The sequence below is a fragment of the Cellulomonas sp. URHB0016 genome, from assembly GCF_054057935.1.
On record NZ_JBSRZU010000001.1, the window covers coordinates 4,275,139 to 4,298,496 of the forward strand.

At 73.2% G+C, this 23,358-nt stretch carries 20 protein-coding genes; 14 read left to right on the forward strand and 6 right to left on the reverse strand.

Features of this window, described 5'->3' with window-relative positions; translation table 11 throughout:
* Positions 1–161 precede the first annotated feature (161 nt).
* The 7 genes from ACVW07_RS19620 (at position 162) to ACVW07_RS19650 (ending at position 7,699) form a co-directional block, all read left to right on the forward strand.
* Positions 162–1,265: a bifunctional riboflavin kinase/FAD synthetase gene (locus ACVW07_RS19620; RefSeq protein WP_456820871.1), complete on the forward strand. Its 1,104-nt coding sequence runs from the start codon at positions 162–164 to the stop codon at positions 1,263–1,265.
* A 92-nt stretch (positions 1,266–1,357) separates the two neighbouring features.
* Positions 1,358–1,627, forward strand: a complete 270-nt coding sequence (gene rpsO / locus ACVW07_RS19625; protein WP_203755123.1) for a 30S ribosomal protein S15 — start codon at positions 1,358–1,360, stop codon at positions 1,625–1,627.
* A gap of 227 nt (positions 1,628–1,854) precedes the next feature.
* The gene (locus ACVW07_RS19630; RefSeq protein WP_456820872.1) at positions 1,855–4,086 is read left to right on the forward strand and encodes a polyribonucleotide nucleotidyltransferase; all 2,232 of its coding nucleotides are present in this window, start codon (positions 1,855–1,857) and stop codon (positions 4,084–4,086) included.
* 1 nt (position 4,087) lies between these two features.
* Entirely contained in the window at positions 4,088–5,434 is a 1,347-nt protein-coding gene (locus tag ACVW07_RS19635; protein ID WP_456820873.1) for a M16 family metallopeptidase, read from the forward strand.
* A 189-nt stretch (positions 5,435–5,623) separates the two neighbouring features.
* Positions 5,624–6,451, forward strand: coding sequence for a hypothetical protein (locus ACVW07_RS19640; protein WP_456820874.1), 828 nt, complete (start codon positions 5,624–5,626; stop codon positions 6,449–6,451).
* Positions 6,452–6,468: 17 nt separating this feature from the next.
* A complete protein-coding gene (gene dapB / locus ACVW07_RS19645) occupies positions 6,469–7,224 on the forward strand; it encodes a 4-hydroxy-tetrahydrodipicolinate reductase (RefSeq protein ID WP_456820875.1) in 756 nt (251 codons plus the stop codon).
* 1 nt (position 7,225) lies between these two features.
* A complete protein-coding gene (locus tag ACVW07_RS19650; protein WP_456820876.1) occupies positions 7,226–7,699 on the forward strand; it encodes a hypothetical protein in 474 nt (157 codons plus the stop codon).
* 39 nt (positions 7,700–7,738) lie between these two features.
* On the opposite strand, the gene ACVW07_RS19655 is transcribed toward ACVW07_RS19650, so the two are convergent.
* The 4 genes from ACVW07_RS19655 to ACVW07_RS19670 all read right to left on the reverse strand — a co-directional run bounded on the left by ACVW07_RS19655 (position 7,739) and on the right by ACVW07_RS19670 (position 10,943).
* Positions 7,739–8,299: an N-acetyltransferase family protein gene (locus tag ACVW07_RS19655; RefSeq protein ID WP_456820877.1), complete on the reverse strand. Its 561-nt coding sequence runs from the start codon at positions 8,297–8,299 to the stop codon at positions 7,739–7,741.
* Positions 8,300–8,337: 38 nt separating this feature from the next.
* Positions 8,338–8,658 carry an AzlD domain-containing protein gene (locus ACVW07_RS19660; protein WP_456820878.1) on the reverse strand — a complete coding sequence of 107 codons (321 nt, stop codon included), beginning with the start codon at positions 8,656–8,658 and terminating at the stop codon, positions 8,338–8,340.
* The gene (locus ACVW07_RS19665) at positions 8,655–9,395 is read right to left on the reverse strand and encodes an AzlC family ABC transporter permease (protein ID WP_456820879.1); all 741 of its coding nucleotides are present in this window, start codon (positions 9,393–9,395) and stop codon (positions 8,655–8,657) included. The genes ACVW07_RS19660 and ACVW07_RS19665 overlap by 4 nt, the downstream gene beginning before the upstream one ends.
* A gap of 78 nt (positions 9,396–9,473) precedes the next feature.
* Entirely contained in the window at positions 9,474–10,943 is a 1,470-nt protein-coding gene (locus tag ACVW07_RS19670) for an NAD-dependent succinate-semialdehyde dehydrogenase (RefSeq protein ID WP_456820880.1), read from the reverse strand.
* A gap of 100 nt (positions 10,944–11,043) precedes the next feature.
* Between ACVW07_RS19670 and ACVW07_RS19675 the strand changes: the two genes are divergently transcribed.
* From ACVW07_RS19675 to ACVW07_RS19690, 4 genes are all read left to right on the forward strand, one after another.
* The gene (locus ACVW07_RS19675; protein ID WP_456820881.1) at positions 11,044–11,868 is read left to right on the forward strand and encodes a thymidylate synthase; all 825 of its coding nucleotides are present in this window, start codon (positions 11,044–11,046) and stop codon (positions 11,866–11,868) included.
* Between the two features lie 36 nt (positions 11,869–11,904).
* On the forward strand, positions 11,905–12,369 hold the full coding sequence (locus ACVW07_RS19680) for a dihydrofolate reductase (protein WP_456820882.1): 465 nt from the start codon (positions 11,905–11,907) through the stop codon (positions 12,367–12,369).
* A 73-nt stretch (positions 12,370–12,442) separates the two neighbouring features.
* Positions 12,443–13,360 carry a 4-hydroxy-tetrahydrodipicolinate synthase gene (dapA, locus tag ACVW07_RS19685; protein WP_456820883.1) on the forward strand — a complete coding sequence of 306 codons (918 nt, stop codon included), beginning with the start codon at positions 12,443–12,445 and terminating at the stop codon, positions 13,358–13,360.
* Between the two features lie 13 nt (positions 13,361–13,373).
* Complete coding sequence (locus tag ACVW07_RS19690) at positions 13,374–15,059, forward strand: ribonuclease J (RefSeq protein ID WP_456820884.1); 1,686 nt, start codon at positions 13,374–13,376, stop codon at positions 15,057–15,059.
* A gap of 93 nt (positions 15,060–15,152) precedes the next feature.
* Here ACVW07_RS19690 and ACVW07_RS19695 read toward each other — a convergent pair whose 3' ends face one another.
* A complete protein-coding gene (locus ACVW07_RS19695; RefSeq protein WP_456820885.1) occupies positions 15,153–16,136 on the reverse strand; it encodes a DMT family transporter in 984 nt (327 codons plus the stop codon).
* A gap of 115 nt (positions 16,137–16,251) precedes the next feature.
* Positions 16,252–17,301 (reverse strand): GlxA family transcriptional regulator, encoded by a 1,050-nt coding sequence (locus ACVW07_RS19700; protein WP_456820886.1) that lies wholly within the window; start codon positions 17,299–17,301, stop codon positions 16,252–16,254.
* Positions 17,302–17,371: 70 nt separating this feature from the next.
* On the opposite strand from ACVW07_RS19700, the gene ACVW07_RS19705 reads away from it, so the two are divergent.
* The 3 genes from ACVW07_RS19705 (at position 17,372) to ACVW07_RS19715 (ending at position 23,255) form a co-directional block, all read left to right on the forward strand.
* A complete protein-coding gene (locus tag ACVW07_RS19705; RefSeq protein ID WP_456820887.1) occupies positions 17,372–18,163 on the forward strand; it encodes an MBL fold metallo-hydrolase in 792 nt (263 codons plus the stop codon).
* 182 nt (positions 18,164–18,345) lie between these two features.
* Positions 18,346–21,063: a DNA translocase FtsK 4TM domain-containing protein gene (locus tag ACVW07_RS19710; protein WP_456820888.1), complete on the forward strand. Its 2,718-nt coding sequence runs from the start codon at positions 18,346–18,348 to the stop codon at positions 21,061–21,063.
* Positions 21,060–23,255 (forward strand): putative bifunctional diguanylate cyclase/phosphodiesterase, encoded by a 2,196-nt coding sequence (locus ACVW07_RS19715; protein ID WP_456820889.1) that lies wholly within the window; start codon positions 21,060–21,062, stop codon positions 23,253–23,255. The genes ACVW07_RS19710 and ACVW07_RS19715 overlap by 4 nt, the downstream gene beginning before the upstream one ends.
* The last annotated feature ends 103 nt before the right edge of the window (positions 23,256–23,358 follow it).

Below are 23,358 nucleotides of genomic sequence, written 5' to 3' on the forward strand. Positions count from 1 at the left end.
ACAGCCGAAGCACGGCGACGCCCCGGCCGAGACGGCCGGGGCGTCGCCGTCCCCGCAGGGAGCTTCCGTCGGCGACCGGTCCCGTGCTCGGCGGCCGCCCGTCGGGCGGTCGTCCAGGAGACGTGGGCCAGGTACGGCCGGACGGGTGGCATGATCCTCGTGTGCTGCGCTGGAACGACCTCGCCGACGTCCCCTCGGGCTTCGGCCCCTCGGTGGTGACGATCGGCAACTTCGACGGGGTGCACCGAGGGCACGTCAGCGTCCTGACGCGCATGTGCGCCGACGCCCGCGTCGCGGGTGCACGCGCCGTCGCGGTCACGTTCAGCCCTCACCCCCAGCAGGTGCACAGGCCCGACACGGCGCCGCCGCTGCTGACGGGGGACGAGGACCGCCTCGAGCTCCTCGCCCGCACCGGCCTCGACGCCGTCCTCATGCTCGACTACACGTGGGACTTCGCCCGGCAGTCGCCCGAGGAGTTCGTGCGTCGCTACCTCGTCGAGGGGCTGCGCGCGCGGACCGTCGTGGTCGGGCGGGACGTGCGGTTCGGCTGGGCCAACTCGGGTGACCTCACGACCATGGTGGACCTCGGGCGCGAGTACGGGTTCGACGTGGAGGTCATCGAGGACGTCGCCCCGGCGACGGCGGCCGACCCGGGCAGTGCCGAGGACCGGGCCGCGGACCCGCTGCGCCGCCGCTGGTCGTCGACGTGGGTACGTGAGCTTCTCGACGTGGGTGACGTGGTCCAGGCGGCACGTGTGCTCGGTCGACCGCACCGGGTGCGCGGGACCGTCGTGCACGGGGACGCGCGCGGGCGCGAGCTGGGCTTCCCGACCGCGAACCTCGGCGCCGACCTCGCCGGCATGGTGCCCGCCGACGGCGTGTACGCGGGCTGGCTGCGGCGTACCCGCCGGGCCGACGGCACCGCGGTCCGCGCGCAGGACCCCGACCAGGTGCTCCCCGCGGCGGTGTCGATCGGCACGAACCCCACGTTCGACGGCCAGGAGCGCCGGGTCGAGGCGTACGTCCTGGACCGGACGGACCTCGACCTGTACGACCAGCAGGTGGTGCTCGAGCTCGTCGAGCGGCTCCGGCCCACGCTGAGGTTCGACTCCGTCGACGAGCTGCTCGTCCGGATGCACGAGGACGTCGAGCGGGTGCGTGAGGTGCTCGACGGGGTCGCCGCCCAGTCGTCCGCCGATCCGGTGCTCGAGCGGTCGTCCGGACCGTCCGACGAGGCCGATGCCGGGGGAGCGCCCGCTGCCTGATAGTGTGATCTCGCCGTACGAACGGCCGCGGAACGAGAGAGCCCGGGTGGACATGCCCCGGTGCACCGCGCAACGAGACAACCTGGAGAACCGTGCCGCTCGAAAGTGCCGTCAAGCAGTCCATCATGACCGAGTACGCCACCCACGAGGGTGACACCGGTTCGCCTGAGGTCCAGATCGCGATGCTGACGCAGCGCATCAAGGACCTCACGGAGCACCTCAAGACCCACAAGCACGACCACCACAGCCGTCGCGGCCTGCTGCTGCTCGTCGGCCAGCGTCGTCGCCTGCTGGGTTACCTCCAGAAGGTCGACATCAACCGCTACCGCAGCCTCATCGAGCGGCTCGGCCTGCGCCGTTGATCATCCGGACCAGCCCGGACCCGAGGTCGGGTCCGGGCTGGTTCCGCGTGGAGCCCGTGGAGGGCTGCACGCACCGCAGCTGACACACCCGCACCACCGCACCATCAACCGCGCCGACCCGCTCGTCCGGTCCTCGGTAGTGGCCTCCGGCACCCGCGAGGGTCCGAGGGTCTCGATCGAAGACCGCTCGCGGCCGGCCGGCGCCTTCGAGGACAAGGAGGGCACCCGTGGAGGGTCCCGAGATCCAGTTCGCCGAGGCCGTGATCGACAACGGTCGCTTCGGCACCCGCACCGTCCGCTTCGAGACCGGCCGCCTGGCCAAGCAGGCCGCGGGTTCCGCAGCCGCCTATCTCGACGGCGACACCATGCTCCTGGCGGCCACGACGGCCGGCAAGCACCCCAAGGAGCAGTTCGACTTCTTCCCGCTGACGATCGACGTCGAGGAGCGGCAGTACGCCGCCGGCAAGATCCCCGGCTCGTTCTTCCGCCGTGAGGGCCGCCCCTCGACCGAGGCGATCCTGGCCTGCCGGCTGATCGACCGCCCCCTGCGCCCCCTGTTCGTCAAGGGTCTGCGCAACGAGGTCCAGGTCGTCATCACGGTCCTCGCGATCCACCCGGACGACGCGTACGACACGCTCGCCATCAACGCGGCGTCCCTGTCGACCCAGCTCTCGGGCCTGCCGTTCTCCGGCCCGGTCGGCGGCGTCCGCATCGCGCTCGTCGAGGGCCAGTGGGTCGCGTTCCCGCGCTACAGCGAGCGCGAGCGCGCCACGTTCGACATGGTCGTCGCCGGCCGTGTGGTCGGCGACGACGTCGCGATCGCGATGATCGAGGCCGAGGCGCCCGAGAAGAGCTGGAACATCATCCAGTTCGAGGGCGGCGTCGCGCCGACCGAGGAGATCGTCGCGCAGGGCCTGGAGGCGGCGAAGCCGTTCATCAAGGCGCTCGTGAAGGCGCAGCAGGAGCTCGCGGCCCAGGCTGCGAAGGACACGCAGGCCTTCCCGACGTTCCCGGACTACCAGGACGACTCGTACGCCGCGGTCGAGGCCGCGTCGAGCGCGTCGCTGGCCGAGGCGCTCAGCATCGCGGACAAGCAGACCCGCGAGAACCGCCTGGACGAGATCAAGGGCGAGGTCGTCGCGCAGCTCTCCGCGCAGTTCGAGGGTCGCGAGAAGGAGCTGTCCGCCGCGTACCGCTCGGTGCAGAAGAAGCTCATCCGCCAGCGCATCCTCACGGACGGCTTCCGGATCGACGGCCGCGGCCTGCGGGACATCCGCACGCTCTCGGCCGAGGTCGAGGTGCTGCCCCGCGTGCACGGCTCGGCGCTGTTCGAGCGCGGGGAGACCCAGATCCTGGGCGTCACCACGCTGAACATGCTCCGCATGGAGCAGCAGCTCGACACGCTCTCCCCGGAGACGCGCAAGCGCTACATGCACAACTACAACTTCCCGCCGTACTCGACCGGTGAGACGGGCCGCGTGGGCTCGCCGAAGCGGCGCGAGATCGGTCACGGCGCGCTCGCCGAGCGGGCGCTCATGCCCGTGCTGCCGAGCCGCGAGGAGTTCCCGTACGCCATCCGTCAGGTCTCTGAGGCGCTGAGCTCCAACGGCTCGACCTCGATGGGCTCGGTCTGCGCGTCCACGCTCTCGCTCCTCAACGCCGGTGTGCCGCTGCGCGCGCCGGTCGCGGGCATCGCGATGGGTCTGGTCTCCGACACGGTGAACGGTGAGACCCGCTATGCGGCGCTCACCGACATCCTCGGTGCCGAGGACGCGTTCGGCGACATGGACTTCAAGGTCGCCGGCACGCGCGAGTTCGTCACGGCGATCCAGCTCGACACCAAGCTCGACGGCATCCCCGCCTCGGTGCTCGGCGGCGCGCTGACGCAGGCCAAGGAGGCACGCCTGGCGATCCTCGACGTCATCGCCGAGGCGATCGACGTGCCCGACGAGATGAGCCCGTTCGCCCCGCGCGTCATCACGGTGAAGGTCCCGGTCGACAAGATCGGCGAGGTCATCGGCCCGAAGGGCAAGATGATCAACCAGATCCAGGAGGAGACCGGCGCCGACATCTCGATCGAGGACGACGGCACGGTCTACATCGGCGCCACCGACGGTCCGTCGGCGGAGGCCGCGCGGGCGGCGATCAACGCGATCGCCAACCCGCACATGCCCGAGATCGGCGAGCGCTTCGTGGGCACGGTCGTCAAGACCACCACGTTCGGCGCGTTCGTCTCGCTCTCGCCGGGCAAGGACGGTCTGCTCCACATCTCGCAGATCCGCCGGCTCGTCGGTGGCAAGCGGGTGGAGAACGTCGAGGACGTGCTCTCGATCGGCCAGAAGGTCCAGGTCGAGATCGGCGAGATCGACCCGCGCGGCAAGCTGTCGCTGCACGCGGTCATCGACGAGGGCGCCGAGGGCGGCGAGACCGCCGAGGCTCCTGCGTCCGTCGACGCCTGACGTGCCGCTGGACCTGCCGCTCGTGCGCCCGGGCTTCCCGGGCGCCGAGCAGGCCGTCGGGCAGGACGGCGACGCCCTCGTGCGTCGTTCCGTCCTGCCCGGCGGGGTCCGGGTGCTCACCGAGAGCATGCCCGGCCTGCGCTCCGCCACGGTGGGCGCCTGGGTCGGGGTGGGCTCCCGTGACGAGTCCTCGGGCCACTTCGGCTCGACGCACTTCCTCGAGCACCTGCTGTTCAAGGGCACCGCGCGCCGCACCGCGATGGACATCGCGGAAGCGTTCGACGCGGTCGGGGGCGAGGCCAACGCGGCCACCGGCAAGGAGCACACGTGCTACTACGCACGGGTGCTCGACACCGATCTTCCGATGGCGGTCGACGTCATCGCGGACATGGTGACCTCCGCGCGCCTCGACACCGACGAGCTCGAGACCGAGCGCGGTGTCATCCTCGAAGAGCTCGCCATGAACGACGACGACCCGAGCGACGTGGTCCACGAGCAGTTCACGGCCATGGTGCTCGGCGAGCACCCGCTCGGCCGGCCGATCGGCGGCACGCCCGAGACGATCCGGGCCGTGCCGCGCGACGCCGTGTGGCAGCACTACCGCTGGCACTACAAGCCCTCGACGCTGGTCGTGACCGCGGCGGGGGGCGTCGACCACGACACGCTGTGCGCCCAGGTGGCCGACGCTCTGGCGACGGGTGGCTGGGACCTCGACGGCGCGCAGGAGCCCACCGGTCGTCGGCTGCCGACCAACGTGGCGGCGCCGGCGGGGACGTCCGGGCTGCCGGCCGAGGGCGTCGAGACGACGATCCGCCGGCCCACCGAGCAGGCGAACGTGATCGTCGGTGGCACGGCGCTCACCGCCACGGACCCGCGGCGGTTCACGCTGTCGGTCCTCAACGCGGTGCTCGGCGGCGGCATGTCGTCGCGTCTGTTCCAGGAGATCCGCGAGAAGCGCGGCCTGGCCTACTCCACCTACTCGTTCGCGTCCGGGCATGCCGACACGGGCATCTTCGGGCTGTACGCGGGCTGCACGCCGGGCAAGGTCGACGAGGTCGTCGCACTGATGATCGCCGAGTGGGAGCGCCTCGCGGACGCGCCGATCACGCAGGCTGAGCTCGACCGGTCGCTCGGTCAGCTCGCCGGTGGCCTCGTGCTCGGCATGGAGGACACCGGGTCGAGGATGAGCCGTCTCGGCAAGGCCGAGCTTGTGCACGGGGAGCTGCTCAGCGTCGACGAGTCTCTCGAGCGGATTCGCGCCGTGACGGCGGCCGACGTCCAGGAGCTCGCGGTGGAGCTGGCGTCACGTCCGCGGTCCGTGGTGCGCGTCGGTCCCTTCGGGGACTGACGGCGCCGTCCCGCGGCTCGTCGAGCCGGGAGAGCGCCGTCGCGAGCGGGTGCGCTGCCGCAGCGAGCCTGACCGCGACCACCCCCAGCACGGTGGTGCCCAACAGGCTGTCGGCGCCGCCGGACCTCCAGCGAGCACCGACGGGCCGAAGGTTGACGCGCGTCGGCTCCCCGCGCGAGATGATGGGGCATGACCAGCGACCAGGTCGTCTACCGGCGTTACGCCCCGCCGAGCGCCGCGGGCGGGATCGTCGAGCATCTCTGGGTGGTGCGCGTCCCCGAGGGCGTCGTCGAGCGCGAGGTCCTTCTCCCGGACGGCCACGGGCTCGTCACCGTCGCGGTGGGGACGCCCGGGCAGCACGTCGACCCGATGAGCCTGCTGCGGACACCGGAGGGCACCGGGGTCCGGGGCCTGGCCGAACGCGCGTTCGTCCGCGAGCAGCCTGGTCCGTCCGTCCGTCTCGGTGCCCAGCTCGACCCCGTCGCGCTCGCGCGGATGGGCGTGGGCGTACCGCGGTACGACGTCGTGGCGCTCGACGCACTGCTCGGGACGGAGATCGAGCAGCAGTGCGTGGCGGCGCTCGAGGAGGGCCGTGACGCCGACGCGGCGGAGACGCTCGGGGCGGCGCTCGCCGCGCGGGCGGCGCCGGTGGTCGTCGGCTCGTCGCTGCACGCCATCGCGCCCGTCCTCCGCTCGGTGATCGAGCAGCGAGGCCTCGTCCGCACCTCGGACCTGGCACGGGCGGCAGACCTGGCGGTGGGCGTCCTGTACCGGGAGGTCGTGCTGGCCGTGGGCATCACCCCCCAGGCCTTCCTCGCCGCCGTGCGGTTCTCTGCGTTCGTCCGTGACGCCGTCGGCACCGGTCCTGTCCGGCCGGACGACGCGCTCGCCGTGATCCGGTGGTACCTGCGCGCCGGTTACCCGCCGCGGGAGGTCGAGCGGTTCACCGGTCTCAGCCACACGGAGCTGGGACGGCTGGAGGCCGGTATCGCGGCGGCGCTCGGGGTGCCCGCCTGACGTTAGGGTTTCTCCTCGTGAGCGAGCGCATCAGGGTGGCCGTGCTGGGTGCGGCAGGCCGCATGGGAAGAACCGTCGCGCAGGCCGTCGAGGCTGCCCCCGACCTGGAGCTCGTCGCCCAGGTCGACGCGGGCGCCGACCTCCGCGCCGTCGTCGATGCGGGCGCACGGGTGGCCGTCGACTTCACGGTCCCGGCCGTGACCGAGGGGAACGTGCACGCGCTGGTCGACGCGGGTGTCCACGTCGTCGTCGGCACCACGGGATGGGACGACGAGTCGCTGGCCCGTGTCCACGACCACCTGGCCGACCGGCCGGGGGTCGGCGTGCTCGTCGCGCCGAACTTCGCGCTCGGTGCCGTGCTGGCCATGGCCTTCGCGGCGCGGGCCGCTCGCTGGTTCGAGTCCGTCGAGGTCGTCGAGCTGCACCACCCGGACAAGGTGGACGCACCCTCCGGGACGGCTCGGCACACCGCGTCCGCGATCGCTGCGGCACGCGCGGCGGCCGGCGTCCCGCGGAGCCCGGACGCGACGACCCAGTCGCTCGACGGCGCGCGCGGGGCGGATGTCGACGGGGTCCGCGTGCACGCCGTGCGGCTGCGAGGTCTCGTCGCGCACGAGGAGATCCTGCTGGGCAACGCCGGGGAGCAGCTCACGATCCGGCACGACTCGTTCGACCGCGTGAGCTTCGTGCCGGGGGTGCTGCTGGGCGTCCGCCGAGTGGCCGCGCGCCCGGGGCTGACGGTCGGGCTCGAGCACCTGCTCGACCTCGGCTGACATGGCCGGATCCTCCCGCCGGGTGCGGCGCACCTCGCTCCTTGCCGCGGTGGTGCTGAGCGCCCTGCTGGGGCTGTACATCTGGCTCGTCGCGCTGCGGGCGACGGCGCTCGTCACCAGCGGTGAGCCCGTGGGCGTGGTGCTGGGGCTGGCGTTCTGGCTGCTGCCCCTCCTGGTGCTGTGGCTCCTGGCCCGCGAGTGGGGTCTGGCGATCGACGTGCAGCGGATGGCCGACGAGCTGGCCGCCGCCGACGCGCTTCCGGTCGACGACCTTCCCCGGTCGCCAGGGGGGCGGATCGACCGGGCCGCAGCCCGCAGCGCCTTCGAGGAGTTCCGGGCCCGCACGGAGACCAGCCCGGGGGACTGGCGGTCCTGGTACAACCTCGCCTTCGCGTACGACGCCGCCGGCGACCGCAAGCAGGCGCGTGCCTCGCTGCGCACGGCGAGCCGGCTGCACCGCGCCCGGACATCCTGACCGCACGTCGTTCCTGGTCGCGGGCCGCGGCAGGGCGGGTCAGATCGCGGCGGACCACCGACGTTCGGTGACCGTGGTGGGCGAGCCGTCCGGCAGCGTGCCGGTGGCGAGGTCACGCGACGCACCGTCCGGCCCGAGGCCCGCGCCGTCCAGGAACCGTGCCCGCGCCTCGTCACCGTCGAGCACCCAGGTGTGCACCTGGTCGGCGCCGTCCTGGCGGAGCAGGTCGACGACGGCGGCGAGCAGTCGCGAGCCGTGACCGCTCTGCTGGGCGTCCGGCGCGACCTCGAGGGCGAGGATGGCACCGCCGGGCGCGTCGAAGGGGCGGCTCTCCGGCGCCGGCACGGGGGCGACGGACGCGAACCCGACGACCTCGGCGCCGCGACAGGCCACGAGGACCCGATAGCCCGTGGCGGGTGGGGCGACGATCGCGCGCGCCCACTGCTCGGTCATCGCCGCGTCGTCGACGAGGTCGAGGACGTCGGGGCCGAGCACGCCGACATGCCGCCAGGCGGCGAGCTGGATGCGGACGACCGCCTCCTCGTCACCCGGCACGGCGGGTCGCACGGACACGTCGGCGGACTCGCGGAACAGGGTCATGGAGGTCTCCGGGAGTCGAGCAGCAGGTCCGGGCGAGGCTACGGCATACCCACGGCGCGCAGCACCGCGGCAGTGACGGCGGCGAGCACCACGACCACGACGAACGGCGCCCGCAGTGCGAGGGCTGCTGCGGCGACCGCCAGGGCGGGCAGCCGGGCGTCGGCGACGAGCCCGCGGCCCGTCGTCGCCGCCTGGACCGCGACCAGGGCGGACAGCAGGGCGACCGTGACGAGCGCGGCGGTGCGCGCGACCCGTGGCCGGGCCAGCCAGTGCTCGGGGACGAGGTGGCCGGCGAGCTTCAGCCCGAAGCACACGGCGGCGGCGAGCGCGAGGGCGACCCAGGTGGTGGCGCTGCTCATGCGGTTCCCTCCGGCGGGTCGGTGGCGGATGCGGTCCCGTCCTGGACCGCAGCACCAGGTCGGACGAGCATGCCCGCGACGAGGGCGACGCTCGCGGCGAGGAGCACGGGTACCCCGGGCGGCACGAACGGCGTGACGGCGAGCGCCACGACCACCGCACCGGCGGACACGAGCTGCGCCACCCGGGCCTGCGGACCGGTCACGCGCGGCCAGACGAGCGCGAGGAACGCGGCGGCGGCCGCCGCGTCGAGGCCGTACCGGCGGGGGTCGCCGAGCGCGTCGCCGACGAGCGCGCCGGCGAGCGTCAGGGCGTTCCACAGGGCGAAGACACCGACCCCTGTCCACCAGAACCCCGCCCGCCCGGCCGCGCGGTCCGGCTGGGCGGTCGCCACCGCGGTGGACTCGTCGATGGTCAGGTGCGCGGCGAGCACGCGGCGCCAGCCCCGGGCGTGCAGCAGGGGCGCGACCTGCGGACCGTACAGGCCGTTGCGGACCCCGAGGAGGCCGGCGGTCGCGACCGCGGCCCCCGCAGCGCCCCCCGCGCCGAGCACGCCGACGAACGCGAACTGGGAGCCGCCGGAGAACACGAGGAGGCTGAGGGCGACGGTCTGCGGGATCGACAGTCCGGCGGCGACGGACAGCGCACCGAACGACACCCCGTACAGGCCGGTCGCCACGGACACGGAGACGGCCTGGCGGACGGCGACCCGTCGGGCGTCCGCGTCAGGCAGCGTCACGCGGGCCACTGTGGCACACCCGTGCCGGACTCGTCCCGGACCTGTCGGGCGCTCGCCCGACGTGCCCGGGCTGCGCTCTCAGAGCGCCACGTACGTGCTCTCGAGGTACTCCTCGATGCCGGCCTCGCCGCCCTCGCGCCCGAGCCCGGACGCCTTGACGCCGCCGAACGGCGCGCTCGCGTCGGACACCGTGCCGCGGTTGACGCCGAGCATCCCGGTCTCGACGGCCTCCGCGAGGCGCATCACCCGCCCCACGTCACGGGTGTAGAGGTAGGCGACCAGACCGAAGGGAGTGGCGTTCGCCAGCTCGACGCCCTCCTCCTCCGAGCCGAACGTCACGACCGGGGCGACGGGCCCGAAGATCTCCTCGGTCACGAGCCGCAGCGCCGGGTCGACCCGGTCGAGGACGGTGGGGTTGTAGAAGTAGCCGGGACGCTCCGGGCGGTCGCCTCCGGTCCGCACCCGTGCGCCGGCGTCGACGGCCTCGGTGACGACCTGCTCGACGCGGTCCACGGCGCCCTTCTCGATGAGCGGGCCCACCGTCGTGCCGTGCTCCGCGCCGTGGCCCACGACGAGGCCGTCGAACGCTGCAGTGAGCCGAGCGGTGAACTCGTCCGCGACGCCCCGCTGCACCAGGAACCGGTTCGCCGCGACGCACGTCTGGCCGGAGTTGCGCATCTTCGCGGTGACGGCGCCTGACACGGCGGCGTCGACGTCTGCGTCGTCGAACACCAGGAACGGCGCGTTCCCGCCGAGCTCCATGGAGGTCCGCAGGATGTTGTCCGACGCGAGCTTGAGCAGGCGGGCACCGACCTCGGTGGATCCGGTGAACGAGAGCTTGCGCAGCCGCGGGTCGGCGAGCAGCGGCCCGGACACCGACCGCGCGGACGACGACGGCACGACGTTGATGACGCCGGCCGGCAGCCCGCGCTCCACGAGCTCCGCACGGATGATCTCCGCCACGAATGCCGTGGTCAGAGGGGTGAGCTGGGCGGGCTTCACGACGACCGGGCACCCGGCGGCGAGCGCCGGCGCGACCTTGCGGGCGATCATCGCGATCGGGAAGTTCCACGGCGTGATGAGCAGGGCAGGGCCCACCGGACGCCGCAGCACCAGCTGGTGGTTGGCCCCCGACGGCGCCCGGCGGGCGAGGCCGTCGAGGCGGACGGCCTGCTCGGAGTACCACCGGACGTAGTCGGCGGCGTAGGCGACCTCCGCACGCGACTCGGCGAGCGGCTTGCCTCCTTCGGCGGTGACGAGCGCCGCGATGTCGTCCGTGCGTGCGGTGATCGTGTCGAACACGGCACGAAGGAGGTCGGCCCGCTGCCGTGGGGCGGTCGCGCGCCACTCGGCGAAGGCACCGTCGGCGGCGGCGAGCGCGTCGAGCGCGTCCTGCTCCCCGCCGTCGGCCACGTCGAACAGGGTCTGGGTGGTGGCCGGGTCCGCCACCTCGAACGTCCGGCCGCCCTGTGCGGACCTCCAGGTCCCGTCGACGAGGATCCCGGTCGGGACGTGGGCGGCGACGGTCGGCGGCAACGACGTGGTCATCGGGCCAGTGTCGCGCGGGTCGGGCAGTCGCACCGCCCGAACGACGACCGCCCGTGCGTCGACGCGGGTGCGTCGTCCGCGGCGACCTATCCTGGGCGCCATGACCGACGCCACGACCGCCGCCGCCGCCGTCGAGACCCCTTACGAGGACCTGCTGAGGCTGGTGATGGCGACCGGGACGCCCAAGTCGGACCGGACGGGGACGGGTACCCGCAGCGTGTTCGGGCACCAGATGCGCTTCGACCTCGCGGCGGGCTTCCCGCTCGTCACCACCAAGCGCGTGCACCTGCGGTCGGTCGCGTACGAGCTGCTGTGGTTCCTGCGCGGTGAGTCGAACGTGTCGTGGCTCCGGGAGCACGGCGTCTCGATCTGGGACGAGTGGGCGGACGGCGAGGGCGAGCTCGGCCCGGTGTACGGCGTGCAGTGGCGGAGCTGGCCGACGCCGGACGGCGGGCACGTCGACCAGATCGCCCAGCTCGTGGAGAACCTGCGTCGCGACCCCGACTCGCGGCGGCACATCGTCTCCGCATGGAACGTCGCGGACGTCCCCTCGATGGCGCTCGCGCCGTGCCACGCGTTCTTCCAGTTCTACGTGGCCGACGGACGGCTCTCCTGCCAGGTCTACCAGCGCTCCGCCGACCTGTTCCTGGGCGTGCCGTTCAATCTCGCGTCCTATGCGCTGCTCACGCACATGGTCGCCCAGCAGACCGGGCACGAGGTGGGCGACCTCGTGTGGACCGGCGGTGACTGCCACGTGTACGACAACCACGTGGACCAGGTGCGCGAGCAGCTCACGCGCGAGCCGTTCCCGCTGCCGACGTTGCAGCTGCGGCAGGCGACGTCGATCTTCGACTACACGTACGAGGACATCGAGGTGCTCGGCTACCAGCACCACCCCGGCATCAAGGCGCCGGTGGCGGTGTGACGCTCGCGCTCATCTGGGGGCAGACTCCACACGGGCGTGATCGGCCAGGGCGGCGCGCTGCCCTGGCGGCTGCCGGAGGACATGGCCCGGTTCCGCGCACTGACGGCGGGGCACCCCGTGATCATGGGCCGGGCGACGTGGGAGTCGCTCCCCGCCCGGTTCCGGCCGCTGCCCGGTCGGGAGAACATCGTGCTGTCCCGCACGCCGGGGTTCGAGGCGTCGGGGGCGCGTGTCGTGGGGGGCCTCGACGAGGCGTTCGACCTCGTCGGCGACCGCGACGCCTGGGTGGTGGGAGGGGGCGCGGTCTACGCGGCGACGCTGCCCCGGGCGGGCCGCGTCGAGGTGACGGTCGTCGACACGGAGGCGGAGGGCGACACGTGGGCACCGGCGCTCGACCCCGAGCAGTGGCAACGCGTCCGCTCCGAGCCCGGGGACGGCTGGTCCACGTCGTCGGGCGGGCTCCGCTACCGGTTCGACACCTACGAGCCCGTCGCGCCCTGACCTGAGCCGCCGCCCCGGTCGCGGTGTGGGCAGGGGCGTCGCTGCCGGTGGCATGGGCGGTACCGTGGGCCCCATGCCGCACGTCACCGACACCGCGCGCCCGTTCGGGAGCGTCCTGACCGCGATGGTCACGCCGATGACCGCCGACGGAGCCGTGGACCTCGAGGCCACCGTGCGCCTCGCGCGCCACCTCGTCGACGCGGGCAACGACGGCCTCGTGCTGTCCGGTACCACCGGGGAGGCGTCCACGACGCACGCCCCCGAGAAGGCCGAGATCGTCCAGGCGGTCGTCGAGGCCGTGGGTGACCGGGCGTACGTGCTCTCGGGTGCCGGGTCGAACGACACCGCGCACGCCGTCCGGATGGCCGAGCAGGCCGCCGAGGCGGGCGCCCACGGGCTGCTCGTGGTCGCCCCGTACTACTCCCGACCGTCGCAGCCAGGAGTGCTGCGCCACTTCGAGGCCGTCGCCGACGCGACCGACCTGCCGGTCATGCTCTACGACGTGCCCGTGCGCACCGGCGTGCGGCTGGCCCCCGCGACCATCGAGCAGATCGCGGAGCACCCGCGGGTCGTGGCGATGAAGGACGCCGCCGGGGACCCGTACGCGTCGTCGAAGGCGATCGCCCGCACCGGCCTGGCCTGGTACTCGGGCGACGACAGCATCCTCCTGCCGATCCTGTCCGTCGGCGGGGTCGGCATCGTCAGCGTCGTCGGCCACGTCGCCGCGGGCCGGCTCGCCGCCGTCGTCCGCGCCTGGCAGGCCGGCGACCACGAGGAGGCGCTCCGCGTCTCCCGCACCATCATCCCCGCGATCGACGCTCTCAACGGAGCCGGCTTCCAGACCGTCGCCGCCAAGGCGGCGCTCGAGATCACGGGACATCTGCCCACCCGCGCGGTGCGCCTGCCGCTCGTCGCCGCGTCGGACGACGAGCTCGAGACGATCCGGTCCGGCCTGCGCGCCGCCGGGCTGCTCGACATCGCGCTCCGCTGACCCCAGGAGACCCATGAGTCACCCGCACTTCGAGCTCACCCTGCCGCCTGCCCTGGCCGACGGCGCACTGCGCATCGTCGCACTGGGAGGGCTCGGCGAGGTCGGCCGCAACATGGCCGTCCTCGAGTACGCCGGACGCCTGCTCGTCATCGACTGCGGCGTCCTGTTCCCCGAGGACCACCAGCCCGGCGTCGACCTGATCCTCCCGGACTTCGAGTACATCCGGGACCGGCTCGACGACATCGAGGCCATCGTCCTCACGCACGGCCACGAGGACCACATCGGTGCGGTGCCGTACCTGTTGCGCCTGCGCCGGGACATCCCCCTCGTCGGCTCACAGCTCACGCTCGCGTTCGTCGAGGCCAAGCTCAAGGAGCACCGGATCGCTCCGGTCACCCTGGCCGTCCGCGAGGGGCAGACCGAGCGCTTCGGTGTCTTCGAGTGCGAGTTCGTCGCGGTGAACCACTCCATCCCCGACGCGTTGGCCGTCGCGGTGCGGACGCCCGCCGGGACCGTGCTGCACACCGGCGACTTCAAGATGGACCAGCTGCCGCTCGACGGTCGCATCACCGACCTGCGCGCGTTCGCGCGGCTCGGCGAGCAGGGAGTCGACCTGTTCATGGTCGACTCGACCAACGCCGAGGTGCCCGGGTTCGTGGCGCAGGAGCGCGGCATCGGACCGGTGCTCGACGGGGTGTTCGCCGACTCCGCGAAGCGGATCATCGTCGCGTCGTTCGCCTCGCACGTGCACCGCGTGCAGCAGGTGCTCGACGCCGCGCACGCCCACGGGCGCAAGGTCGCCCTGGTCGGCCGGTCAATGGTCCGCAACATGGCCATCGCGTCCGACCTCGGCTACCTGAAGATCCCGCAGGGCGTGCTCGTCGACCTCAAGCAGGTCGACGGGCTGCCCGACGACGAGATCGTGCTCATGTGCACCGGGTCGCAGGGCGAGCCGATGGCGGCGCTGTCCCGGATCGCGAACAACGACCACAAGGTCGCGGTCGGTCCCGGCGACACCGTGATCCTGGCGTCGTCGCTGATCCCGGGGAACGAGAACGCGGTGTTCCGCGTCATCAACGGGCTCACCCGGCTCGGTGCCCGCGTGGTGCACTCCGGCAACGCCAAGGTGCACGTCTCGGGCCACGCCAGCGCCGGTGAGCTCCTGTACTGCTACAACATCCTCAAGCCGCGCAACGTGATGCCCGTGCACGGCGAGGTGCGGCACCTCGTCGCCAACGCGGCGCTGGCGGTACAGACGGGGATCCCGGCCGAGCGGGTGGTCCTCGCCGAGGACGGCGTGGTCGTCGACCTGGTCGACGGGAAGGCGACCATCGTCGGTGCCGTGCCCTGCGGGTACGTGTACGTGGACGGGTCGAGCGTCGGTGGGATCACCGAGGCCGAGCTCAAGGACCGCCGCATCCTCGGTGACGAGGGCTTCATCTCGATCTTCGCGGTGGTCAGCTCGGCCGACGGGAAGGTGCTCGCCGGCCCGCAGATCCACGCCCGCGGGTTCGCCGAGCAGGACCACGTGTTCGACGACATCCTCCCGGACCTCACGCGGGCCCTCGAGGAGGCGGCCCTCACCGGGGCGACGGACGTCCACCAGCTGCAGCAGGTGATGCGCCGGGTGGTCGGCCGCTGGGTCTCGAACCGGCTGCGACGCCGTCCGATGATCATCCCGGTGGTCGTCGAGGCGTAGGTTCGGGCTCGCGCCGGCGGTCGACCCACGACCGCCGGCGGCGCCCTCCTTCGGTGCGGGAGCTGCGGGTCTCCGGTGCCCGCGTCGACCCGTTCAGCGCGGACGTGTGGCCGCCCGGTCGGCGATCTCGGGTCCAGCGGAGGGGTCCTCCTCGTCGGGCGCGGGTCTGCCCGCGCCTGCGCTGCCCGCGACCGTCGCTTCGCCGGAGGGCGTCGCAGTGCCGCGCGGCCCGCCGCGGCGGGACGCTGCGGCCGACCCGAGGAGGATGAGCGCCGTCGCGACCACCACGGTCGGCGTGATCTCCTCGTCGAGGACCAGCGCGCCCAGGCCGACCGCCACGATCGGGTTGAGGTAGGCGACGAGCGTCGAGCGGGCGGCGCCGACCTCGGCGATGAGCCGGAAGAACAGCACGAACGCGACCGCGGTGCACAGCGCACCCAGCAGTGCGAGCGCGAGCACCGCGTCGGAGCTCGGCCACGGGTGGGGACCGGTGAGCAGCACGACCGGCAGGTACGCGACCGCTGTGAGGCCCAGGCACGCGGTGGTCAGTGGGATGGCGGGGACGTCGCGGAGGTAGCGGTCGGCGATCATCGGTGCCGACGCGTACCCGAGGGCGGCGAGCAGCACCTGGGCCACGGCCCAGGGGTCGTGCGCGCCGGCGCCCGGACCGAGCAGAAGCGCCACGCCGCCGAGGGCGACGAGCAGGCCGACCCACCGGACGAGCGCGACGCGCTCATGGTCGACGATGCGGCCCAGCACCACGGCCGCGATGGGGACCGTCGCGATGAGCAGGCCGGTGATCGAGCTCGACAGGGTGCGCTCGGCGTTGGACAGCAGGATCCACGGGCCGACGATCTCGAGCACGGCGAACGCGGTGACCGCGGGCCAGTGCCGCCGCAGGGCGCGGAGCCCACCGGCCCGCCAGGCGAACGGCAGCAGGAGCAGTGCACCGAGTCCGGTGCGGACGAAGACGACCGTCGCTGGTGTGACCTCGCCGACGGCCACCTTGATGAGCAGGTACGGGACGCCCCAGACGACGCCCATGACCAGCAGCAGGAGCCAACCACGACGGCTCATGGCTCGACCGTCCGGACGAGGTGGACGCGGGGCATGCCCGCCACCCTAGGCGCCACCACCGACACCGGCCGCAGGGATTCCTGCCACCCTGCGTCGACGGTCCGCCAGCCGGACGTCACGACCCGGCAGCGTCGTCCACCGCGCGGAACGCGGCCCGGTGCTGGTGCGGGCTCGTGCGGTAGCGCTCCGCGAAGTGCTGTCGCATCGCGACGGCGCTGCCGAACCCGGCACGCCTCGCGACCGTCTCCACCGGGTCCTCGGTGGTCTCGAGCAGGACCCGGGCACGGGTCAGCCGCTGGTGCAGGAGCCAGCGGCCGGGGCTCGTCCCGGTCCGGGCCCGGAACCGGCGCGTGAACGTGCGGCGGGACAGGTGGACAGCGTCGGCCCACGTGTCGAGGTCCACCGCTGCGCCGAGGTTCGCCTGCGCCCACGCCATCGCCTGCTCGACCGGGTCGCTGCCCGGGTCCGCAGCGACGGGCGCGGGGATGAACTGCGCCTGCGAACCGTCCCTGTGCGGTGCCAGCACGAGCGACCGCGCGACCTCCCCGGCCACCCGCGCCCCGAGATCCGTGCGGACCAGGTGCAGGCAGCAGTCGAGGGCCGCGGCGACCCCGGCGGACGTGATGACGTCGCCGTGGTCGCTCCAGAGCACGTCGGCACGCACGCGGACGGCGGGGTACCTCCGGGCGAGCTCGCCGGCGGCGTGCCAGTGCGTGGCCACCTCCCGGCCGTCCACGAGGCCCGCAGCGGCGACCACGAACGCGCCCAGGCACAGACCGACCACACGGGCACCGCGGGCGTGGGCCTGCCGGACCGCCTCGACGAGCGCCACGGGTGGCTCGCGAGAGAGGTCCCAGCTCGGCAGGACCACCGTGTCCGCGCGCTCCAGCACGTCGAGCCCGTGGGGCACCGTGAGGTCGTACCCGGCCTCGGTCGGCACGGTCCCGGGCGCCGGCGTGCAGACGACGACCTCGTACGGTCGTCCGGGCGTGCCGCCGTACCGGGCGGTGAAGACCGCCGACGGGACGGCGAGATGGAACGGGCTGATGCCCGCGAACGCGACGACCGCCACCGTCCGGGAAGCGCCGGCAGAGCGGAGGCCGCGGGGCGTGGCTGGCACGGCGGACATGGCGGACACGGCGGACATGGCGGACATGGCGGACATGGCCCGATCGTAGCGGTCACCGTCCTCCGGGCCACTGGCAGCGCTGCGACCTGCGGGGCAGGCTGACGACATGACCTCGACAGAGCACGACACCGTGACCCAGACCCGTACCGCGATGTCCGCGACGTGGATCGGCGGCCCCACGCTGCGGTTCACCTACGCCGGCCTCACGTTCCTCACCGATCCGACGTTCGACGACGCGCCGGCGGACTACGAGGGCAGGGTCACGCTGCACAAGCTGGTCGGGCCGGCCCTGCCGGTCGGCGAGATCGGCCGCGTCGACGTGGTCCTGCTGTCGCACGACCAGCACGCCGACAACCTCGACGTCGCCGGGCGGGCGCTGCTCGGGTCCGTCGCGGAGGTGCTCTCGACGCCCGACGCGGCGGGGCGCATCCCCGGCGTGCGTGGTCTGGTGCCGTGGGAGTCGGTGGTGCTCGACGGCGAGGTCCGGGTCACGGCGGTCCCCGCGCGGCACGGCCCGGAGGGGGCGCAGGCCCTGAGCGGTGAGGTCACGGGGTTCGTGCTCGAGGCGGCGGGGGAGCGGACCGTCTACGTCTCCGGCGACAACGCGTCGCTGGACGTCCTCGACCAGGTGGCCCGCCGGTTCGACCGGATCGAGCTCGCGGTGCTCTTCGTCGGCGGCGCGAACGTCGGCCGGTTCGGGGCAGAGCCGCTCACGCTCGACGCGCCACGCGCGGCGGCCGCCGCCGCACTGCTCCCGTCGGCGACGATCGTGCCCGTGCACCACACCGACTGGGCGCACTTCGTCGAGCCGCTGTCGGCGGTGCAGGACCGGTTCGCCGCGCTCGGCGCGACCCACCGGCTCCGGGTTCTGGGACGGGGCGAGCCGACGGACGTGTGACGCCCGTCCGGACATCGCCCCGGTGGGGCGATCGTCGGCCACCACGCCCTGTGCGGCGGTGTCGGGGAGCAGCATGTCGCGGTCGCGCCGACGGCCGGCGTCGATGTTCCGGCGCGTGACCGGCGCCGACACGCGCGCCCGCGTCGCGCTCCGCGCGGCCGGCCCCGACTAGTTTGAGGACCATGGCGACACGTACGTCCTCCTCACGGCCGCGCAACGGCGCGTCCGGCGCTGCCGCCGGCCCTCGGGCGACGGGCCGTCCGGCGGCGGGCGGCCGTGGTGCCGGCGGGTCGACCCGGCCGGGTGCGCGGCCGTCGGCCACCGCGCCACGGCGGCCCGCACTGCCGCTGCGCATGATCCGCGGTGTCTGGATGGGCTCGGCGCACCTCGTCGGAGGTGCCGCGCGCCACCTCGGCCACGGCGCGCGCGAGCTCGACCCGTCGCACCGCCGCGACGGGCTCGCCTTCACGTTGCTCGGGCTGGCGATCGTGATCGCTGCCCGCGAGTGGTGGAACCTGTCCGGCACGGCCGGGACCGCGGTCCACGCCGTCGTGGCCGGCACGTTCGGCCGGGTCGGCGTGGCCGTCCCGGTGGTCCTCCTCGGGCTCGCCGTCCGCCTCATGCGGCATCCCGACCGGGTGCAGGCGAACTCGCGCATCACCATCGGGATCACGGCGATCGCGCTCGCGGTCTGCGGGCTCGTGCACGTCGGGCAGGGACTTCCGGGGACCGACCACTTCGCGGCCCTGCGTGGCGCCGGCGGCATGGTCGGCTACCTCGTCGGGACGCCGCTGGCGAGCCTGCTCACCACAGGCGTCGCCGTCGCGCTGCTGCTGCTGCTCGCCTTCTTCGGAGTGCTCGTCGTGACCGCCACCCCGGTGCACCAGATCGTGCCTCGGCTCCGGGGCGTCTACGACCGGCTCACGGGCAACCACCGCACCGACACCGAGGCGCCGGAGGACGACGACGCGCCGCTCGTCATCAACGCCGGCCACACCGCGGTCGAGGAGGCCGGCCCGCCGGCCCGGAGGAAGGGCCTGCTGGGTCGTCGCCGTCGCGCGGACGAGCTCGACGACGCCGACCCCACGCGGCTCGAGGCCTATGTGGGGGACGAGGCGTTCGAGCGCGCCGCGCTGGTGGAGGCGGCCCGTCGCGCCGAGGAGGAGGTGACGGAGGCGGCCGCCGCGGTCACCGCGCCGACCGAGGTGGTCGCGCCGCCCCGTCGCCCGAAGGAGCTCGTCGCCCCGGAGCCGAAGGGCGTCCCGCGTGGTGAGCAGCCGATGCTCGAGGGCGACGTCCTCTACACGCTCCCGTCCGAGGACAGCCTCGCCAAGGGGGCGCCGCACAAGGTGCGCTCGGCGGCCAACGACCGGGTCGTCGAGTCGCTCTCGTCCGTGCTCGAGCAGTTCGAGATCGACGCCAGGGTCACGGGCTTCACCCGCGGCCCGACGGTGACGCGCTACGAGGTCGAGCTCGGCCAGGCCGTGAAGGTGGAGCGGGTCACGGCACTGAGCAAGAACATCGCCTACGCCGTCGCGAGCGCCGACGTGCGGATCCTGTCGCCGATCCCCGGCAAGTCCGCGATCGGCATCGAGATCCCGAACACCGACCGCGAGACCGTCTCGCTCGGCGACGTGCTGCGCTCGAGCGCGGCGAAGCGCACCGATCACCCGATGGTCATCGGTGTCGGCAAGGACGTGGAGGGCGGGTACGTGACCGCGAACCTCGCCAAGATGCCGCACCTGCTGGTCGCCGGCGCCACCGGCGCGGGCAAGTCGAGCTTCGTCAACTCCATGATCGTGTCGATCCTGATGCGGTCCACGCCCGACGAGGTGCGGATGGTGCTCGTCGACCCGAAGCGCGTCGAGCTGACGCTGTACGAGGGCATCCCGCACCTCATCACCCCGATCATCACCAACCCCAAGAAGGCCGCCGAGGCCCTCGAGTGGGTGGTGCGGGAGATGGAGGCGCGCTACGACGACCTCGCCATGTTCGGCTTCAAGCACATCGACGACTTCAACGTCGCGGTGCGCGCCGGCAAGGTGAAGCCGTTGCCCGGGTCGGAGCGCAAGATCGCGACCTACCCGTATCTGCTCGTGATCGTCGACGAGCTTGCCGATCTGATGATGGTGGCCCCCAGGGACGTCGAGGCGTCGATCCAGCGCATCACCCAGCTCGCGCGCGCCGCGGGCATCCATCTCGTGCTCGCGACGCAGCGGCCCTCCGTGGACGTCGTGACGGGCCTGATCAAGGCGAACGTGCCGTCCCGGCTCGCCTTCGCCACGAGCTCGCTCACCGACTCCCGCGTGGTCCTGGACCAGCCGGGCGCCGAGAAGCTCATCGGGCAGGGTGACGCGCTGTTCCTCCCGATGGGCGCCGCCAAGCCGATGCGCACGCAGGGCGCCTGGGTGTCGGAGTCCGAGATCCACGCGGTCGTGGAGCACGTCAAGAAGCAGCTCAAGCCGGTCTACCGGCAGGACGTCGCCGCCGCGACCGTCAAGAAGCAGGTCGACGAGGACATCGGTGACGACCTCGACCTGCTCCTGCAGGCGGCGGAGCTCGTGGTCACCACGCAGTTCGGGTCGACGTCGATGCTGCAGCGCAAGCTGCGTGTCGGCTTCGCCAAGGCAGGACGTCTGATGGACCTGCTCGAGTCGCGCGAGATCGTCGGGCCGTCCGAGGGGTCGAAGGCGCGTGAGGTGCTGGTGCAGCCGGACGACCTCGCGGGCACCCTCGCGATGCTGCGCGGCGACCACGGGCCGGCGGACGGCGGTGTGGTCGACGATGACCGGTACGCGGCCGACGGCGGTGCGATGCCGGGTGATCCGCCGGTCGCGACCGACTACTTCGACGACGCCGAGGAGGACGACGCCGCACGCCGGTCCGGCGGCGCCAGATGACCGCAGCGTCCACCGCGCCCCTCGGCGCGGTCAGCATCGTCATCGCCGTCGTCGCGCTCGCGGCGCTGGTCGCCGTCCTGGTCCTCCTCGGCCGGCAGCGGGCCCAGGTACGTCGGGCGCACCAGCTGCTCGACCTCTCGCGCGAGCTGCGGCACCGGTACGACGCCCTGCAGTCCGTCACCAAGGAAGGGGTCCTCGTCCAGTCGCTGAGCGGGCGGGTGCTCGACATGTCCGAGCGGGCGGCGGCGATCCTGGGGGTCGACGCGTCGACGTCGGTCGGGCTCCAGGTCACCAACCTGCCGATCGTCCTGCTCAACGAGCAGGGACTGGCGATGAACCCCGCTGCCGTGCTCGGCAACGGCCGCGTCCCCACCGCGGGGCGGGGCACCGACGCCGAGCTCGTCGGTGTCGCGCTGCCCGGCACCCTCGCAGCTCCGCCGCGGATGGTGCAGGTGTCCAGCCAGCTCGTGCCCGGCGCGGACGGCGAGTCCGCCGCTGTGCTCACCACGCTCGTCGACGTCACAGGGCGTCGTGAGGTCGAGGCGGCCCTGACCCGCTCGGAGATGCAGTTCCGGGTGGCGATGGAGAACGCCCCGATCGGCATGGCGCTCGTCGACCTGGACTGGAGGATCGTCGAGGCCAACGCAGCGTTCGCCGAGCTCCTCGGCACGAGTGTCGGCGCGCTGCGCGGGTATCTGATGGAGGACCTGTCCACTCCCGAGGAGCGCGCCGCGGAACGGCTCGAGGTGGATCGGCTGCTCGGAGGCGGCCAGCACCGGTTCTCCTTGGAGAAGCGCTACCAGCGGGCTGACGACCACCTGGTGTGGGTGGTGCTCGACACGGCCCTCGTCCGGACGCCCGCGGGCGACCCCGACCACTTCGTCGTGCAGGTCCGGGACTCGACCGAGTCGAAGCTGCAGGCCGAGATGCTCACCCACAGGGCGATGCACGACCCGCTCACCGGTCTCGCGAACCGCACGCTCCTGCAGGAGGTCCTGCAGTCGGTGCTCGAGCAGCCCGGCGTCGTGGACCGTGTCGCGGTGCTCGCCTGCGACCTCGACGGGTTCAAGGAGATCAACGACCGGTACGGCCACGCCGCGGGCGACGAGGTCCTGGTGCACGTCGCGGGTGTGCTTCGCGCGGCGACGGCACGCCGGGGGACGGTCTCCCGGCTGGGCGGCGACGAGTTCGTCGTGGTGGTGCAGGACCCGGACGGGCCGCGCGCCGTGTTCGAGGTCGCGACGGCGATCCACGCGGCGCTGCACGAGCCGGTCCGGGTGGCTCGGCGACGGCTGACCGTGGCAGCGAGCATCGGCATCGCGCTCGCCGCACCGGACCTGATCGAGGGCGGCGCGCCGTCCCTGCTGGCCGCGGCCGACGCCGCCCTCTACCGGGCGAAGGCCGCCGGGCGCGGGCGGACGGAGGTGTACGAGGCGTCGATGGAGCAGGCGACGACCGCCGGTGTGCACCGAGAGCTGCTGGCCGCGATCGAGCACGACCAGCTCGTCGTCCACTACCAGCCGATCGTCGACCTCACGGACCAGAAGGTCGTCGGCTACGAGGCGCTCGTCCGGTGGCAGCACCCGCACCGGGGCCTCCTGCTGCCGGGGGCGTTCCTGTCCTCGGTCCAGGAGGCGGGCCTCTCCGTGCCGCTGGGACAGCTCGTCGCGACGCGGGTCGTGGAGTTCGTGGCACACACCAGCGACCAGACCCGGTGGGTGTCCGTCAACGTCTCCGCGGACCAGCTGGGCGACGGTGAGTTCGCCACGACGCTCCTCGCGGAGATCTCCCGGCACCGCGTGGCCCCGGGCCGGATCGTCGTCGAGCTCACCGAGTCGTCCCTCGTTGCCTCCGGGACGCGCATCCGTCACGAGCTGACCCAGCTCTCGGCGGCCGGCGTGCCGATCCTGCTCGACGACTTCGGGACCGGCGTGTCCCCGCTGTCCTACCTGCGCGACCTCCCCGTGGCGGGCGTCAAGCTGGACATGTCGTTCACGTCCGGGATCCCCGAGGACCCGACGGCAGGACGCGTCGCACGCGCGCTTGGTGCTCTCGCGCGCGAGCTCGCGATGGTGACCATCGCCGAGGGCATCGAGAGCGACCAGCAGGCCGAGTACCTGCACCTCAACGGCTGGCGGTACGGCCAGGGCTGGCTGTTCGGCGGGGCGCAGCCACCCGAGTCGATCCCCTGAGCTGCGGCTGAGCGACCCGGACCGCCGCCGTGGGCGTCCCCGGGCCGGACGGGCGTTCATGTGTGTCGACCGCCACCAGGTTGCGCTGCGGGGTGCGCGCGCC

Bases quoted from the DNA above. Each gene is read 5' to 3' on its own strand.
- ACVW07_RS19640 (WP_456820874.1), top strand. From the start codon at position 5,624: ATGACCAGCGACCAGGTCGTCTACCGGCGTTACGCCCCGCCGAGCGCC.
- ACVW07_RS19650 (WP_456820876.1), top strand. From the start codon at position 7,226: ATGGCCGGATCCTCCCGCCGGGTGCGGCGCACCTCGCTCCTTGCCGCG.
- ACVW07_RS19655 (WP_456820877.1), bottom strand. From the start codon at position 8,299: ATGACCCTGTTCCGCGAGTCCGCCGACGTGTCCGTGCGACCCGCCGTG.
- ACVW07_RS19660 (WP_456820878.1), bottom strand. From the start codon at position 8,658: ATGAGCAGCGCCACCACCTGGGTCGCCCTCGCGCTCGCCGCCGCCGTG.
- ACVW07_RS19670 (WP_456820880.1), bottom strand. From the start codon at position 10,943: ATGACCACGTCGTTGCCGCCGACCGTCGCCGCCCACGTCCCGACCGGG.
- ACVW07_RS19675 (WP_456820881.1), top strand. From the start codon at position 11,044: ATGACCGACGCCACGACCGCCGCCGCCGCCGTCGAGACCCCTTACGAG.
- dapA (WP_456820883.1), top strand. From the start codon at position 12,443: ATGCCGCACGTCACCGACACCGCGCGCCCGTTCGGGAGCGTCCTGACC.
- ACVW07_RS19690 (WP_456820884.1), top strand. From the start codon at position 13,374: ATGAGTCACCCGCACTTCGAGCTCACCCTGCCGCCTGCCCTGGCCGAC.
- ACVW07_RS19695 (WP_456820885.1), bottom strand. From the start codon at position 16,136: ATGAGCCGTCGTGGTTGGCTCCTGCTGCTGGTCATGGGCGTCGTCTGG.
- ACVW07_RS19700 (WP_456820886.1), bottom strand. From the start codon at position 17,301: ATGTCCGCCATGTCCGCCATGTCCGCCGTGTCCGCCATGTCCGCCGTG.
- ACVW07_RS19705 (WP_456820887.1), top strand. From the start codon at position 17,372: ATGACCTCGACAGAGCACGACACCGTGACCCAGACCCGTACCGCGATG.
- ACVW07_RS19710 (WP_456820888.1), top strand. From the start codon at position 18,346: ATGGCGACACGTACGTCCTCCTCACGGCCGCGCAACGGCGCGTCCGGC.
- ACVW07_RS19715 (WP_456820889.1), top strand. From the start codon at position 21,060: ATGACCGCAGCGTCCACCGCGCCCCTCGGCGCGGTCAGCATCGTCATC.